The organism is Sinorhizobium sp. B11 (assembly GCA_039725955.1).
Classification (GTDB): Bacteria; Pseudomonadota; Alphaproteobacteria; order Rhizobiales; family Rhizobiaceae; genus Rhizobium.
Genome location: CP091033.1, coordinates 933,595 through 949,460 on the forward strand (window position 1 = coordinate 933,595; position 15,866 = coordinate 949,460).

Consider the following 15,866-nt stretch of genomic DNA (forward strand, 5'->3'; position numbering starts at 1 on the left):
TCTGCGGAAGGTTGAGCGCCATCACGAGATACAGGCCAGGGGCGTCCGATGACTTTGCGCATGACCCCGAGCAGCAGCCAAACCTACACCCAGATTCTGAAGTCGACCATGCTGATGGGCGGTTCCTCGCTCGTCAACGTCGCCCTCAGCATTATCAGAAACAAAGCCATGGCTGTTCTTCTCGGCCCGGAAGGCGTGGGGCTCATGGGCCTTTACGGGTCGATCCTCGATATCGCGCAGGCGGTCGCCGGGCTCGGCGTCGGCAGCAGCGGCGTGCGCCAGATTGCCGAAGCTGCGGGCACTGATGACGCTGAAAGGATCGCACGATCCGCGACAGTACTTAGACGCATATCGCTTGTGCTCGGATTGCTTGGCGCGCTCCTTCTCGCCGCGCTGGCATTCCCGGTCTCGAATTTCACCTTCGGCGACTACCAGCATGCAGGCGGCATTGCGTTGCTGTCTCTGGCAATCTTCTTTCGACTGGTCTCCGCAGGGCAGACTGCCTTGATCCAAGGCCTACGAGGCATTGCCGATCTAGCACGCATCAACGTGTATGCCGGGCTTCTAGGCACGGCGATCAGCATTCCGCTGATCTATCTGTTCGGCTTACAGGCGATCGCACCGTCTCTTGTGGTAATCGCGGCCGCCTCAATCCTGCCGACCTGGTGGTACAGCCGGCGGATTTATTCACACCCCACGCCCATGCCTGTACGCCAGTTCGGCGGCGAAGTGTCGGCGCTGCTCAGGCTCGGCTTCGTCTTCATGGCAAGCGGGCTTCTGACCTTTGGCGCAGCCTATGCCATCCGCCTCATCGTGCTGAAGGAAGGCGGCGTCATGGCGGCGGGATTGTATCAGGCGGCCTGGGGCCTTGGTGGTCTTTACGCCGGCTTCATCCTGCAGGCGATGGGAACGGACTTCTATCCGCGCCTGACAGCGGCGGCGGACAACAATGCCGAATGCAATCGCCTGGTCAACGAGCAGGCGGAAATCAGCATGCTGCTGGCCGGTCCCGGTCTGCTCGCCACACTGACCCTGGCGCCGCTCATGATGAGCTTGTTCTATTCCGCGGAATTTCACGGGGCCGTGGATCTCTTGCGCTGGATCTGCCTCGGCATGATGCTGCGGATCATCTCGTGGCCAATGGGTTTCATTGTCGTCGCGAAGCGTACCCAGGCGATTTTCTTCTGGACTGAGGTAGCGGCCGCAGTCGTGCATGTAGGGCTCGCCTGGCTCTTCGTATCACTGCTCGGCACCCCCGGAGCCGGCATGGCCTTTTTCGGGCTCTATGTGTGGCACAGCATCCTGATCTACGTGATCGTGCGGAAGCTTACCGGCTTCCGCTGGTCTCCCGCCAATCGCAGGCACGCTTTGCTTTTCCTGCCTGTCTCGGGGCTGGTTTTCCTGGCATTCTCTGTCCTGCCGCTTTGGCCGGCGACCGTGATGGGCTCCGTCGCTGTGGCTCTCACCGGGCTCTATTCTCTGCGCATGCTGGTCGAGCTGCTTCCGCCAGAATCCGTGCCAGCAATCATTCGGGGATGGATCGCGAAGTCTGCATAAAGAACAATGCGCGCATCAGGCGATGCGCGCATTGTTCTTTATGCAGACAGCAATAGCCTGTCAGGCCAGAGCGACGTCCAAATCGCGTTGTACATGCACCTCGGCGGTCACAGCTTCAGCAAGTGCCCCGCGAAGTGCCTCGACAACACGTGCGATGTCGAGTTCCGTCATCTGAGCATAAAGCGGCAGGATGATTGTTTGCTGCTGCGCTGATGCGCTTCTCATCAGGCTTGTGGCGGCACGATGCGAGTTCCGATCGGAATAGGCCCCCTCAAGATGGATGTTCATGACGCCGCGCCGCGTTGAAATCCCCTGATCGAGGAGGGCTTGCATAATCGCCCGTTGATCCACCGTTTCAGGCAATCTCACACAGAAGCTCTGCCAGTTGCTGCGAGCCCAGCGCGGCTCGACAGGCGACAACCCGGGAATAGCGGACAGGCGCTCACGATATTGCTCCGCAAGCAGCCTCCGCTGTGCAATCAGGCCCGGCAGCCGCCGCAACTGCTCGCGCCCGACGGCAGCCTGAAGGTCGGTCATACGGTAGTTGTAGCCCATTTCGTCATAGTCTTCGAAGATGACCTGTTTCGAGCCGTGACGAACGGCATCAGTGACACTCATGCCGTGCTGACGCCATAGCCGGAATTTTCGGTCATACTCGGGATTGGCTGTCGTCAACATGCCGCCATCACCCGTCGTGACGACCTTCCGGGGATGGAAGGAAAAGCAGGCAATGTCGCCATGCGCTTTGCCGATCTTTTCCCATCGCCCGTCCCAGAGGATCTCGCTTCCTGTCGCGCAAGCCGCATCCTCGATAACCGGTATCTGATGACGCTTGCCGATCTCCACGATCGAGCGCAGATCGCAAGGCATGCCGAGCTGATGCACGCAGAGAATTGCTTTGGTGCGGGGTGTGATCGCCCCTTCGATCAGGCTGGCATCGATATTGTAGCCATCCGCTTCGATGTCGACGAAAACAGGCACTCCATCACAGTATCGAACGGCATTCGCGGTGGCGATGAACGAATGGCTGACCGTGATGACTTCATCGCCGGCATTGACCCCCACCGCCTTCAGGGCGAGATGCAGCGCAGTCGTGCAGTTGGAAACAGCGCAGGCATGCGCGGCGCCGACAAAGGCGGCAAATTCACTCTCGAAAGCCGCAACTTCCGGCCCCTGCGTCACCCATCCTGACAGTATCACGCGGCGCGCAGCCTCGGCCTCCTCCTCCCCAAGAACGGGCTTGGCGACCGGAATTGTAGATGGCGACGGGCTCATGCAGCTTGACCTCCTGCTCCAGCAGTCTTCAGCTGCCACCAGGCGACAAGGTCGCGAAGCCCTTGCTCCATTGATATTTCAGCTTTGAAGCCCAGAAGCTTCTCGGCCTTGCTGATGTCTGCAAGACGGCGAGTTACACCGTTGACCGCACGTGCCTCTTTATGCTGCGGTTCGAGCGAAACTCCCATGATGCTGCTCAGCATCTGTGCGAGTTCCAGAAGGCTTATTTCCCGGCCGCTAGCGACATTGAATACTTCATCCGTAACGTCGCTCTTCGCAGCCAGCAGGTTTGCCCGGGCGATGTCGCGTGCATCGACGAAGTCCATGGTCTGGCTACCGTCTCCATAGACGAGAGGCGGCATTCCGGCCGCCAGGCGCTCCATCCAGCGGATCAGCACCTCTGTATAGGCACCATAAACGTCCATTCGTGGCCCGTAGACGTTAAAATAACGCAGCGCCACGTAGCGCAGGCCATACATCTCCGCGAAGCTGCGAAGCAGCCCCTCGTTGAACGTCTTGGCCGCACCGTAGATCGTCCGGTTGTTATAGGGATGGTGCGCTTCAGTGGTCGGAAAGCTCTCGGCCAAACCAAGCACCGAGGCCGAGGAGGCAGCGACGACCTTCGACACGCCTGCCTTGACGGCGGCCTCTAGGACATTGAACGTGCCTTCGGCCAGAACATCGAAGGCGAGCCGGGGATCTTCCGCGCATTGCGTGATGCGGATGGCCGCCTGATGAAAAACGATGTCGACGCCCTCGAAGGTTTTTGCGAGCAGCGCTCTGTCGCGGATATCTCCCTCGATGATGTTAATGGCCCCGCCGGCTATCGCCGTGCTGAGATTGTCCCGACGTCCGCGCACGAAGTTGTCGAGAATGATGATCTCACGCGGTTTTTCCAATGCGACGAGATCGGCAATATGCGACCCGATCAGGCCCGCTCCACCGGTAATGAGCACCCGTTGATTTCTCACGATTTTCCTCCACGCGATATATCCAGCACAGGATCGGCTTCCGTGCGCCAGCGTATGAACTTCGCCGGCACCCCGGCGACGACTGAGAATGGCTCGACATCGGAGACGACGACTGCACCTGCTCCGACGATCGCCCCCTTCCCGATTGTCACGCCGGGAAGAATGGTCGCGTTCGTTCCGATATCGGCCCATGCGCCGATGCGGACCGGTTTGATTTCGAGATCCGTACGGATGATCGGCACATCAACCGGGAGTGCCGTGTGGGCCGAGCCAAGCACCTTGGCACCCGGGCCCCAGCCGACACAATCTTCGATCACCAGGTCGCGCGCGTCGAAATAGGCCATCGGACCGATCCACACATTGTCGCCGATCACGCACGTGCCGTCGAAGCGCCCCTGGATATAGGCCTGGGCGCCGATGAAGACGCCATTGCCGATTTCGAACGTTTCTGGATGTTTGAAACCGGCCCCGCCCGCAACCTGCAACCCTGTGCCGCAGCTGCGCGCAATGGCTTGCCAGATGGCCTTCCGCATCAGGGTATCGACGACACCATCGCCGCTCGCGAAGCGACCATAGAGCTCGATCAGACCGGCGCGCCCGTATGATTGCCTGAGCTCTTCGGCCAACCCGGCGTGATGGGCAGGATCCGCCGGCCTTTCATGCCGGCCATGGACCGCCTGCACGACCCTGGCCTCGCCCGCACGACTAGCTGACATAAGCATACTCCAGCGCGGCGGCCACCTGGTCGACATGCCAAGCGGGCATCTCGGGATAGATCGGCAGCGAGAGGACCTCCCGTGCCGCGGCCTCCGAGACCGGGAAATCGCCGGCCTGGTGGCCGAGATCGGCGTGGGCCTTTTGCAGATGAACAGGGATCGGATAATGCAGCCCGGACTGAATGCCTTCCGCAGTGAGCGTGCGCTGAAGCACATCGCGATCGCTGCTTCGGATGGCATAGACATGGTAGACGTGGCGCCGCTCCGCTGCCTCGATCGGCGTATTCAAATGTTTGGCTCGCGCAAGCAGCGAGGAGTAGCGGCGACCATGTGTGCGGCGTGCTTCGGTCCAGGTTTCGAGATGCCGCAGTTTGATTCGCAGGATGGCGCCCTGGATGGCGTCCATGCGGTAGTTGAAACCCTTCAGCAGATGATGATAGCGCTGCTCCTGACCCCAGTCGCGCAGCATGCGCATCGTCTTGGCCTGATCGTCGCTGTTCGTGACAACGATACCTCCCTCGCCGCAAGCACCGAGGTTCTTGCCCGGATAGAAGCTGAAGCAGCCGGATGTGCCGATGCTGCCGGCTCGCGCGCCCTTGTAGCGAGCACCATGCGCCTGGCAGGCGTCTTCGATGATCGGTATCCGGTAATGGTCGGCTATCGCCTTGATCGCGTCCATATCGGCCATCTGGCCGTAAAGGTGGACGGGAATAATGGCCTTGGTCCGGGACGTAATCTTTGCCTCGAGCTGGGCCGCATCCATCGTGAGCGTCGTAGGCTCCACATCGACGAAGACTGGACGCGCACCTGCATAGCAGATCGCCGATACCGTCGCGACGAAGGTGAATGGCACGGTGATGACTTCATCACCCGGTCCGACGCCCGCCGCAAGGAGGGACAGATGCAGCGCACTCGTCCCGGTATTGACAGCGATCGCATGCTTGACGTTGCAAAAATCGGCGAACTCCTGCTCGAGACGAACGACTTCCTCTCCCAGTATGTATTGCCCTGACGCCAGTACACCGAGCACGGCGGCGTCGATTTCGCTTTTAATCGACTGGTATTGCGCTTTGAGGTCCAGAAAGGGGATCATGCAATTCGCCTCGCCTCTTCGAGCTCTATGATACGACCGCGCTGGGCGAGCGACCGGCTTGCGGCTTCAAGGATGCGAACCACACGCAGCCCGGCCTGGCCGTCCGTGATCGGTCGCGAGTTTTGCTCGATGCACTCGACGAACTGATCCAGTTCGCGCTTCAATGCTTCGGTCATATCGAGCTTCGGTGCCCACATGTCGCCGCTGCGGTAGCCGACCATCATCTGATGCACCTTCTCGCCATAGGCCTGAGAATTGGGATTCAGCGTGATGCCCTTGTCGTAAACCTTGATCTTTTCACTGGGCTCCAGATCGTCGTAGACGACCATCTGATTGCTGCCACCGATCAGCGTGCGCCGTACCTTGACGGGCGCCAGCCAGTTGACGTGGATATGGGCGATGAGCTTGCTCTCGAAGAACAGCGTCAGGTACGCAATGTTCTCCGGCTCTCCGAGCACATGGCTCATGCCGGTCGCAGAAACGGCCACCGGCCTTTCCTGCACCACATGGTCCAGGATGGAGAGATCGTGCACCGCAAGATCCCAGATGACGCTCACATCGTGCTGGAAGAGCCCCAGGTTGACCCGGACGGAGTCATAATAATACATGTCGCCCAGACCATTCTCGACCAGCTCGCGCATCTTGCGGACGGCGCCAGTGTGAACGAAGGTGTGATCCACGGCCAGCACCAGCCGCCGGCGCGCGGCTTCCTCGACCATCCGGGAGGCTTCCTCCGCCGTCGATGCCATCGGCTTCTCGACGAAGACATGCTTTCCGGCCATCATAGCCTTCATTGCGAGCTTGAAATGGGTGAAGACCGGCGTCGCAATCGCGATTGCATCCACTCTTGGGTCGCGCAGGACTTCTTCGAAATTGTCAGTGATCGTCACTGCCGGGTACCGGCTTTTAACTGCCGCCAACCGTTCGACATTGAGATCACAGACTGAAATAAGCTGGGCGCCTGCCGCTTCTGAGATGTTACGAACCAGGTTCGGGCCCCAATACCCATATCCAACAACAGCAATGCCGATCATCGCATTCCTCCCAACGCTTGCATGTTAACTGACCGGTCATGAACGTGACCGGTGATCCTGGCCGGAACGCCCGCGACAATGGCGCCGTCAGGCACATCCTTCGTTACAACCGCCCCGGCACCGACCTGCGCCGCCTCTCCGATGGTTACGCCAGGCAGGATGGTGGCATTGCTGCCGATCGACGCATGACGCTTGACCAGTGTGGGGATGACGACCCAGTCCGTATCGGTCTGCAGACTGCCATCCGCATTAACGGCGCGCGGGTACGTGTCATTGGTGAACATGACCCCATGGCCGATGAAAACACCGTCTTCCAGCGTCACGCCTTCGCAGATGAAGGAATGGCTGGAGATCTTGCAGTCTTTTCCGACAAGGACGTTTTTTTGGATTTCGACGAACGTGCCGATGCGCGTTCTCGCGCCGATCGTGCAGCCATAGAGATTCACGAGATCTCGATGATGGATGATACTGCTATCATCCAGCCTTACGTCTGATGCAATCATACGCATGCACCCCTTACTCTTCACACAAACCCTGATTTCTAGATGAAACCGTCAATCAGGTGATTGCGCCCAAGGTTTCATTTCGAAGAAGCAAATATTTCCTTCTATTCAAAGAGAATTGTTTTCATCATCGGAGTAAAGAAACAAAACGTCTAAGCTTATTCACCTAAAGACGTATCTACCTAGGACGATGTACGCCCAAGTTCATAGTCAACGATCAACATTGGTGATGGAGCAAGCCTGGAGGCGCTCCGGTCATACGCCGGAGGCGGGCATTATTTTCATACGTTTAGCGGTTCGGTTCGTAACCAGGGAGCAACGCAATCAACCAATCCGCGAACCGCGGAGTATCGTATAAGTTTATACCAAGAATTACGTCTTCTTTACACCTTACGATGGAACTAATCTGCTCCCTTAGCCTATATTAGCTAGTTTAAGATAACAGAAACTGTGGTATTTAGTTCCTACTTTAGTGCTGCCAAACCCTTACATCTGAAGGGCTTGAGTGTTCGGTTTTGTTGGGGCGTAGGGAAACTCGGCTGGGGAGGATGAAGAAGTGAATTCAGCGCTTGTGCCAAATTTAGACCTTAGGCAGGAAAACGTAGCTCTTCCACTTAAGATAGAGAATAATTCAACCGGAATGAGCTTACAGTCGAGACCAAAGCATTCTTTGGTGATCCTCGACAACCGCGAACTTGATCGGCAGTGCCTCGCGCAATGCATGGCTGCCTACAAGACGGACCTGCTTATCCTGGCTTTCGGAAGTGTTGAGGAGTGGAAGCAGAAATGCGACGAATATCCGCCGCTTTCGGCAATTCTCCTGAACATTGGCGGCAAGAAGATCGATGATCCCGCCGTTTCGGGCCAAATCAGGAGCCTTGCTTCGGAGTTCGGAGCGATACCAGTGATCATACTGGCTGATAGCGACGATTTCGGCCAAATCGTAAGGGCGATCGAATACGGGGCCAAGGGTTACATCCCCGCCTCGGTCAGCATCAGCGTCTGCATGGAACTGATCGCGCTGTCTGTAGCGGGTGGCGTCTTTGTTCCTGCCAGCACACTGTTCGCCATGCGTCACTTGCTGGAATCCGGAAACGCTACAGCTCGTCCGTTGGCCGGTATTTTCACGGATCGTCAGGCCGAAGTTGTGGAGGCGCTCCGGCGCGGAAAGGCGAACAAAATCATCGCCTACGAGCTCAATCTTCGAGAAAGCACCGTGAAAGTCCATGTTCGCAATATCATGAAAAAGGTCAAAGCAACGAACAGAACGGAAGTTGTGTTCAAGCTCAACGACCTGTTTCAGAATGGTATTTCCGGCGCGAGTGCGAACAAGACGCTCTGCTGACGCTGTGATCTGCGTAAAGCTTTGACATGTGACGGCACATTGTCGTTCAAAATTGTCCCCGGAGGCGTGACCAAATGCGCCTCCGGGGAAATTGTTTGATGCTGTAGCACCTCGGAACTACGGCGCTCCCCCCGAATACCTGGAGCCATCGTAGTGCGTTCGCAGTTGTCAAATGTCGGCGAACTGCAGCACATTCCTGCGCGCCATGGCATATCAGCAATGAGGTGATCCGCCAGTGGCTGCCGTCATCTATCGTGCAGAGGTGGACTGGCTCTGAACCGGTCAGATCTGCCCCGTTATCCTGCGACGCGTCGCCCGATGGAATTCAATGCATACCAGTATTTAGGCCCGATGGTCTGTTTGCAGACCAACTTGATCCAGGGCAATGAATTTCGCACTTCGGGAGAGACCTCCAAAGCAAAGCGCTGAATGGCCACGGCTGTGGCGACATCGAAATTATTGAATGCCATGCCGGCCAGTCGAAGCGCCTCTTTTCCGAGATCTCTGGCGAGAAAGCGCCTTAGTTTCTCATCTTTCCTGAGACTGTCCGCGCCTTGGCGGAACAGAATATCGAAGGCCTGTTTTCTTTGGCGGAGGTCGGGAAGAATACTTTGCCCATAGTATTGCAGCGACATATTCGAAGCATGTCTGCGATATACTGCTTGATCATCGTTAATATAACCGACCTCGGCATGTGATGCGAGCCGCAGCCACATCTCCATATCGCCAGTGTGCGGCAGTTCCTTATGATAACCGCCAACCTGCTTTTGCAACGCCGTTCTCACGACAGCCGTCGGCGTTGGAACCAGGTTGTTTGCTCCACTCAACCGCATGAATTGCGGACCGGACATGACCTGCACGGTGGGCATATTGTTGCCGCCGAGAGGATCGACGCGCTTGGTTATGATGCCATCTGGCTCGGCTATCAGCGCGTTCCCGAACGTGAATCCTACATGAGGCTGATTGCTCATAAGCTCCGACGCGCGTGCCAGAGCGCCCGGCAAGAGATAATCATCTGCCGAGAGAAGCAGGAACAAGTCGCCGCCCGCCCAGTCGATGCCTTCGTTATAGGTTGCGATGTGGCGTTTGTTTACTGCATGCCGCCGATAGGTCACCCGTTTGTCCCGGGATGCCAGGGCCATTCCGACTTCCGGAGTATTGTCTGGCGAGCAATCGTCGAGGATGAGCACGCGCACATCGACGCCGGCCTGTGAAAGAACGCTTTCAACACATTCCTGCAGGAAATGAGCGTAGTTGTAACAGGGAATTACGACATCAACACGTTGCAAACTTGTTCCTCCGCAGGCAATTGTTTCGTTCGGGGCATTTCATGGAACCCGAATTCGGCGTCGTCTCACGCTTACGTATGCTTTGCTCCTCGATTGACTCGCGCCAAGGTAGAATTGCGAGCTGGCATCGCCGATTTCGTGTAGGCCCACACAGCTCTCAACAACGCGGATCGGGCAAGCAGCCGGGAGCCTGCACGCTTCAAGCTGCTCTGAACGCGTTCCCGATGCGTGAGCGCGAAACGGGTCCGGGATCGAAACGTATCGTAAAATGCAACGTTCGGACTTAGGCTTCCTGATTTCCAGGGCTTCACGTTGGTCACGAAATGAACGATCGCGAGTTTCTGTTCGAGCGCGATACGGGCGATGACCTGGGTGGGCTCGAACTGAAAATTCCAGGCGCGATCCAGGACTTTCCACTTTCCCGCACAGGCGACGTTGAGGGCGTCCTGATCCGAATATTCCGTGGTCGGAAAACGATCGAGATAATCCAGTGATCGCTCCGATATTCCCTCCGCCCGCCATTTTGCGAGGTCGATAAGGAGGATGCCGGCGTTGAAATAGCGTTCGACCCGAGGCCCGCCTGTGCCACCCGATCCGATGCTCACCACATTATCCAGCCAGTAATCCGGCACGGCGCCAATCACGGCCTCACCCAGATCGATATTCCAGAGCTGTTCGAGCGCATCCAGCACAAGGATGTCGCCATCCAGATACAAAGCCCGATTGCAGGTCTCGGGAAGGAACTGCGGCAGAAGGATCCTCGCAAAGGTCATCTTCGAGACGCCCGGTCGCGTCGAAAATCCGCTTGCGAAAGACAGGGTGCCGATGGGATGCCACTGGATGACTGTCGAATTTGCCGGCAGAGAATCGAGTATCCTCCGCTTGGTTTCCTCGCCTATTCCCTCATGAATGACATGGATATCCAGGGGCCATGCGCTTCTGTTATTCTCGGCGACCGATCTGAGAGCGGTCGCCAAGGGAACGGCATAGGCTGCGTCGACTGCAAAGACGATTGGCCCTAACCGCTGTATTGCGCCCACAGGGGCTCCTGTTGGTATGCTATGCACATTCATGTTTCCGGCACCATCCCATCGAAAAACGCGCTTCGCCTTATGATCGACGTTGCTGTTCACGTCCCGATCGATGCGGCTTCCTGAACGGGAATGCCGACGGCCGGGGTGGGCAGATGGGTGTAAGCCGGTTGCGGTGTCCGGACGCCAGGCATGCTCCTGGTTCCGCCAGAGAGCTTCCACTCGAAATAGGCGATCGTCTTCTCAAGACCTTCATGCAGGTTCACCGTGGGCTGCCAGCCCAAGTCCTGCTTTGCACGACTGATGTCCGGCTTGCGTTGCGTCGGATCGTCGACTGGCAGCGGCTTGTAAACGATGCTTGATTTCGAACCCGTCATCTCGATCACCATTTCCGCCAGTTCCCGAACCGTGAATTCCCCGGGATTGCCGAGGTTGATAGGTCCGGTAACGCCATTCGGAGCGCCCATCAGACGGATGAAGCCTTCAATCAGATCGTCCACGTAGCAGAATGAGCGCGTTTGCGTGCCGTTGCCAAAGATGGTGATCGGCTCGTTTTGAAGCGCCTGAACGATAAAGTTGGAGACGACGCGGCCGTCATTGGTCTGCATGCGCGGCCCGTAGGTATTGAAGATTCGCGCCACCCGGATTTCCACGCCGTATTGTCGATGGTAGTCGAAGAACAATGTTTCGGCACACCGCTTGCCCTCGTCATAGCATGCCCGCGGCCCTATGGGATTGACGCTGCCTCGATACTCCTCGGGCTGAGGGTGAACTGCCGGATCGCCGTAGACTTCGCTTGTGGAAGCCTGGAAGATCTTCGCCTTGGTGCGTTTGGCGAGGCCGAGCATATTGATGGCCCCGTGCACATTGGTTTTGACTGTCTGAACGGGATCGACCTGATAGTGGACCGGAGATGCCGGACAAGCGAGGTTGTAGATCTCGTCGACCTCTACATACAGCGGGAAGGTAATATCGTGGCGAAGGATCTCGAACCGTGGGTCGTCGAGAAGGTGCAGCACGTTATCGCGCGATCCGGTGTAGTAGTTGTCCACCGCGAGAACATCATTGCCTTCCCGCAACAGTCTTTCGCACAGGAATGATCCCAGAAAGCCGGTGCCGCCGGTTACCATAATTCGCTTTTGTCCGTGCATTGGTGTGCTCCGTTGTTGATGGTTGCCCCGCAGAAGCGAGGATCGTCAGTAGGCTCCCCTGCGCTTGAAGACCGCAGGAATTGTGCTGAGAAGAATTTGGCAATCGAACCACAGGGACCGGTTGTCGATGTAGAACTCGTCGAGTTGCTGCTGCAGCTCGATATCCGCATTGCTTCGTTCGGATATCTGCCAGAGGCCCGTGAGCCCCGGCGTTACGGAACGGCGCTTGTCTCTAAATTCACCGTCCATGGCCAGGAGATGATATTCCGGGAAAGGACGCGGTCCGACGATGGCCATCTCACCTGCAATGATGTTCGCCAACTGCGGGAGCTCGTCGAAGCTCGAAGAGCGCAGGAGATGTCCGACAACCGGCAGGACGCGTGGATCATCCTTGAGCTTGAAATGGCTCAACCACTCGGCCCGCATGGCAGGGTTCTCACGGAACAATGCTTCGAGACGCTGCTCAGCATCCTGATACATCGTCCTCAGTTTCAGAACGTGCACAGGCTTACCGGACAACCCCTCCCTGGTATGCCGGAAGAAGACCGGCCCGGGATCGATGGCGTAGATTGCGGCTGCCGCAATTGCGATGAAAGGCGAAACCACGATCGTTGCCGGGATGGCGATGGCGAGATCGAGTATCCGCCGAACCAGGTCCGAGTTGACCGAACTCCCAGCTGCCGTCAGGCGAATGCCGATCTCTCCGCCGACATCCGCAGGTCGCAAACCGCTAACCTTGAGGCTCGGCGTGTCAGACAGGAGGATGACTTCGGCGAACTTCCGGCGCAAGGCGGTCAGATCGAGCGCAAGCGAGCCAGTGTCCCCTGCAATCAGCGCAATGGACGGACCCCGATCAGGCGATGTTTCCGACGCCTCGGAGGACAGGTACTCCGGCTTGATGCCATACTGCCAATGGTCCTGGAAATGCGCCATGAGCGCGGGGATGAGGTTGCGCCCCCCTATGATCACCGCGCGCTCCCCCCAAATTCCGAGTCTCCAGCACAGGCTTCGTGCGAACCAATGCATGAATGGCTGAACAATTAGTGCAAGGGCGAGAAAGCCAATGATGGCCAACAGCATCCCGTCCCCTTCAGGCAGGATGATTGCGCCGAATGCTGTCAGGGCAGCCACCTTGAGGGCCGCTATCGTGCGCCGCCGCAGATGTTCGTGGTCGTGCAGCCGATATCCGGGATAGAGGCCGGCCGACGCATAGAGAACGATCGACGCCAGCGCTGCGAGGCAGAAGGCACGCTCCATCACCGTGCCCGCCGAGCCGCCAGGAAGAAAGGACAGGAGAGCCAGGTAAGCGACCAGATAGCTTGCAATGTCGCCCGCAACGAGGAATGACAAGGTTGCAAGCCGAGGAAGCCGGCGTGCAATGGGCGAATTTAGCCATGACTGTCCCGAAGGATCGGCGGTCCTGGCTGCTACCGGCGGCACGGAACCCGTCGGAATTACCCGCGACGCCATGTCATTTGTGGCGGATGCCTTCGATGGACCCGATGTCATCGCTGACGGCGCAAATGAGGACATGATGTTTTACTCCTCTACGGCCTTTGTCCCGACGCACCCGATCCAGAAACCGCGTCTTCGATCGGGAACTTCCGAAGGCCCAGTCTCTGGAAGGCAGTCAGTGAGATGAAGGTCGGCACGACGAGCGCGTAACGCCGCCACAGCCGTCGCGGCTCGCATAGGAGGCGAAACGCCCATTCGAAGCCGCTTCTTTGAATGACCCTTGGAGCCTGCCGCTTGAGGCCGGCGTGGAAGTCGAAGGCAGCGCCGACACCGATCAGCATCGGCGCCTCCAGACGGTCGCGCATGCGGGCCATCCAGAGCTCCTGCTTGGGGCTGCTCAGCCCGACCCAGATGATATCGGCGTCCGATCGATTGAGCCGGTCGGCAATATCCGCCTCCTCTTGCATCGACAGCTGGCGGAAAGGCGGTGCGTAGGAGCCAACGATCCGTGCTTGCGGAAATTTTGCGAGAAGTCGCGCCTGCAGCTGCTCAAGCGTTTCGGCTGTCGCACCGTAAAGGAAGTGGCGCAAACCTTTGGAGCTGCCGGCATCGAAAACGGACAGCATGAGATCCGGTCCGTAAACCCTGTCACTTTCAACATGACCAGCGTGTTTCAGTGCCCATACCAACGGCATGCCGTCAGGCGTTACGAGGAATGCCCGGTTATGAATGGACCGAAGCTCGGGATCCTTTTGACAACGCACGACACCGTGTGCGTCGCGAACGCATACATATTCCTTCCTGCCGTCTTCAATTGCCTTTTGGATAAGTCCGGTCGCGCTCTTGAGATTGACCGCGGAAACTCGAACACCAAGGACATTCGTCCACTTCAGGGAACTCTTTACATCACGAACCGAAGGTTGGTTTCTGTCTGCCGGTGAATTTCTCATGACCTACGCTTTTGCCAACTGAAACTGTAGTCAGAATATGCTGGCAAGCTCGCGGCCTCCATACTTTCAGATCCAGCTATTGGACGTAGAAAGACTTCACATTTCTGGCTCCGCATAGAAATAAATTACAATATTCGAAGTAAGGCAGTATCCCTGGGGTACGCTTGATTGCTCTTTTTGATAAGCGTTACCCCGAAAAGAGCGGTTTGACCTTCGCGGAACCGCGGAAGACAGTCGCTTTAGCGCGGCCAAAGCTGGGGAGGTTTGAGCGCGACAAAGTCGGGAGAGCGACAATGATGAATTCAATAGGGGTGAATTCAATAAACGAATTACCGATGCCCGCCGGAGGGCCTACAAAGGTCCCCAACACGACCAGCCAGCTGCAGAACGATTTGGCGTCCGATGGCTATATCGTCATCAGAAATGTCCTGACGTCTGAGCAGGTGGGAAGATTACGGCAGGTTGCCAAACAGTATCTAAGATCCGGCGGCAAATATCTGTATGGCGGCAAATTCCAACTTCACGCCATGTATGTCGTCGATGATATCGCCAGGTTTATGACTTCCGATGCAATCCTCAATCGCCTCAAGGAAATTACGCGACCGCTCGATGTCGTTCTTACAGGCGAATGCGATCTCATGATCAACACTACATCGTCGTGGCACAACGACGTCCCTCACCATCCTCGCTGCGTTGACGGAAGTATTTTCTCGGACGAGAGCTTCAGGGTCTACAAGATCGCATTCTATCTGCAGGACCAGGACGAGAACTCGAACGCCACGCTGAAGGTACGGCCAAGATCCCACCTCAAGGGTTTGGTCCAGAGCCTGCCAGCAAAGGGGCTCGGCGTGCGAGCGGGCGATGCGATCATCTTCGACGTGCGCATCGAACATGCTGGACAGATGCCGACATTGATCGACAAGAGCCTGCGCAGGTTCTTCGAGCGGATCAGTCCACTGCTTCGGCTGGATGTTCAGAAGGCATTCACCGTGACGCGAGCATTCATTCGACGGCTCGGCAGAACGCCTGATCGCGTCGCGGTTTTCATGACGTTCGGTCCGTCGGATGCGGAAACCTACTCCTATGCCGAGGAAGGCCGCCATCGCCATCCCGGTGTTCGCGGAACGCTCAGTGTGGACGTACAGGCACGGCTCGCCGCCAACAACATTGTTCCGCCGATTATCGGGGCGCCAGTCTAACCGCGCCGGGCCGCCAGGCACTGACCTCAATGTCTGCAGACCTATGACTGCGCACCATCAAAACGGTGCGCAAGATCACACCCGTCGCGTGGTGAACCGCTGTCGGCGGCGAACGGCGTGGCGTTCTCGATTAGCGTCACCGCAATCTTGATACCGTTGCCGCCGACGGCAACATGGGCCGGCGATATCGAAACAGCCTCACCATATCCCGACCATCCGCGACGAACTAACCCCGATGGCGGCGGCATCTACACCTAAAGCATGCACCCACTACCCAGGGACCCCGGCACGCCTACG

14 protein-coding genes are annotated in these 15,866 nt (G+C 57.7%); 3 read left to right on the forward strand and 11 right to left on the reverse strand.

The window, feature by feature from the left end; all coding sequences use genetic code 11:
- Nucleotides 1–48: 48 nt before the first annotated feature.
- On the forward strand, nt 49–1,557 hold the full coding sequence (locus LVY75_04265) for an O-antigen translocase (protein XAZ21173.1): 1,509 nt from the start codon (nt 49–51) through the stop codon (nt 1,555–1,557).
- Nucleotides 1,558–1,617: 60 nt separating this feature from the next.
- Here LVY75_04265 and LVY75_04270 read toward each other — a convergent pair whose 3' ends face one another.
- The 6 genes from LVY75_04270 to LVY75_04295 are packed head-to-tail and all read right to left on the reverse strand — an operon-like array spanning nt 1,618 to nt 7,149.
- A complete protein-coding gene (locus LVY75_04270; protein ID XAZ21174.1) occupies nt 1,618–2,832 on the reverse strand; it encodes a DegT/DnrJ/EryC1/StrS family aminotransferase in 1,215 nt (404 codons plus the stop codon).
- Nucleotides 2,829–3,803 (reverse strand): NAD-dependent epimerase/dehydratase family protein, encoded by a 975-nt coding sequence (locus LVY75_04275; GenBank protein ID XAZ21175.1) that lies wholly within the window; start codon nt 3,801–3,803, stop codon nt 2,829–2,831. Before LVY75_04275 ends, LVY75_04270 begins: the two co-directional genes overlap by 4 nt.
- Nucleotides 3,800–4,519, reverse strand: coding sequence for an acyltransferase (locus tag LVY75_04280; GenBank protein XAZ21176.1), 720 nt, complete (start codon nt 4,517–4,519; stop codon nt 3,800–3,802). Before LVY75_04280 ends, LVY75_04275 begins: the two co-directional genes overlap by 4 nt.
- Complete coding sequence (locus LVY75_04285) at nt 4,509–5,612, reverse strand: DegT/DnrJ/EryC1/StrS family aminotransferase (GenBank protein XAZ21177.1); 1,104 nt, start codon at nt 5,610–5,612, stop codon at nt 4,509–4,511. The genes LVY75_04280 and LVY75_04285 overlap by 11 nt, the downstream gene beginning before the upstream one ends.
- A complete protein-coding gene (locus LVY75_04290) occupies nt 5,609–6,646 on the reverse strand; it encodes a Gfo/Idh/MocA family oxidoreductase (GenBank protein ID XAZ21178.1) in 1,038 nt (345 codons plus the stop codon). Before LVY75_04290 ends, LVY75_04285 begins: the two co-directional genes overlap by 4 nt.
- Entirely contained in the window at nt 6,643–7,149 is a 507-nt protein-coding gene (locus LVY75_04295) for an N-acetyltransferase (GenBank protein ID XAZ21324.1), read from the reverse strand. The genes LVY75_04290 and LVY75_04295 overlap by 4 nt, the downstream gene beginning before the upstream one ends.
- Before the next feature lie 556 nt (nt 7,150–7,705).
- On the opposite strand from LVY75_04295, the gene LVY75_04300 reads away from it, so the two are divergent.
- Entirely contained in the window at nt 7,706–8,494 is a 789-nt protein-coding gene (locus tag LVY75_04300; GenBank protein ID XAZ21179.1) for a response regulator transcription factor, read from the forward strand.
- 296 nt (nt 8,495–8,790) lie between these two features.
- On the opposite strand, the gene LVY75_04305 is transcribed toward LVY75_04300, so the two are convergent.
- From LVY75_04305 to LVY75_04325, 5 genes are all read right to left on the reverse strand, one after another.
- Nucleotides 8,791–9,783 (reverse strand): glycosyltransferase, encoded by a 993-nt coding sequence (locus tag LVY75_04305; GenBank protein ID XAZ21180.1) that lies wholly within the window; start codon nt 9,781–9,783, stop codon nt 8,791–8,793.
- 71 nt (nt 9,784–9,854) lie between these two features.
- Nucleotides 9,855–10,856, reverse strand: a complete 1,002-nt coding sequence (locus tag LVY75_04310; protein XAZ21181.1) for a glycosyltransferase family 8 protein — start codon at nt 10,854–10,856, stop codon at nt 9,855–9,857.
- Nucleotides 10,857–10,912: 56 nt separating this feature from the next.
- The gene (locus LVY75_04315; GenBank protein XAZ21182.1) at nt 10,913–11,965 is read right to left on the reverse strand and encodes an SDR family oxidoreductase; all 1,053 of its coding nucleotides are present in this window, start codon (nt 11,963–11,965) and stop codon (nt 10,913–10,915) included.
- Nucleotides 11,966–12,010: 45 nt separating this feature from the next.
- Entirely contained in the window at nt 12,011–13,498 is a 1,488-nt protein-coding gene (locus LVY75_04320; GenBank protein XAZ21183.1) for a sugar transferase, read from the reverse strand.
- A gap of 14 nt (nt 13,499–13,512) precedes the next feature.
- Entirely contained in the window at nt 13,513–14,370 is an 858-nt protein-coding gene (locus tag LVY75_04325; protein ID XAZ21184.1) for a WecB/TagA/CpsF family glycosyltransferase, read from the reverse strand.
- 164 nt (nt 14,371–14,534) lie between these two features.
- On the opposite strand from LVY75_04325, the gene LVY75_04330 reads away from it, so the two are divergent.
- Nucleotides 14,535–15,569: a phytanoyl-CoA dioxygenase family protein gene (locus LVY75_04330; protein XAZ21185.1), complete on the forward strand. Its 1,035-nt coding sequence runs from the start codon at nt 14,535–14,537 to the stop codon at nt 15,567–15,569.
- The last annotated feature ends 297 nt before the right edge of the window (nt 15,570–15,866 follow it).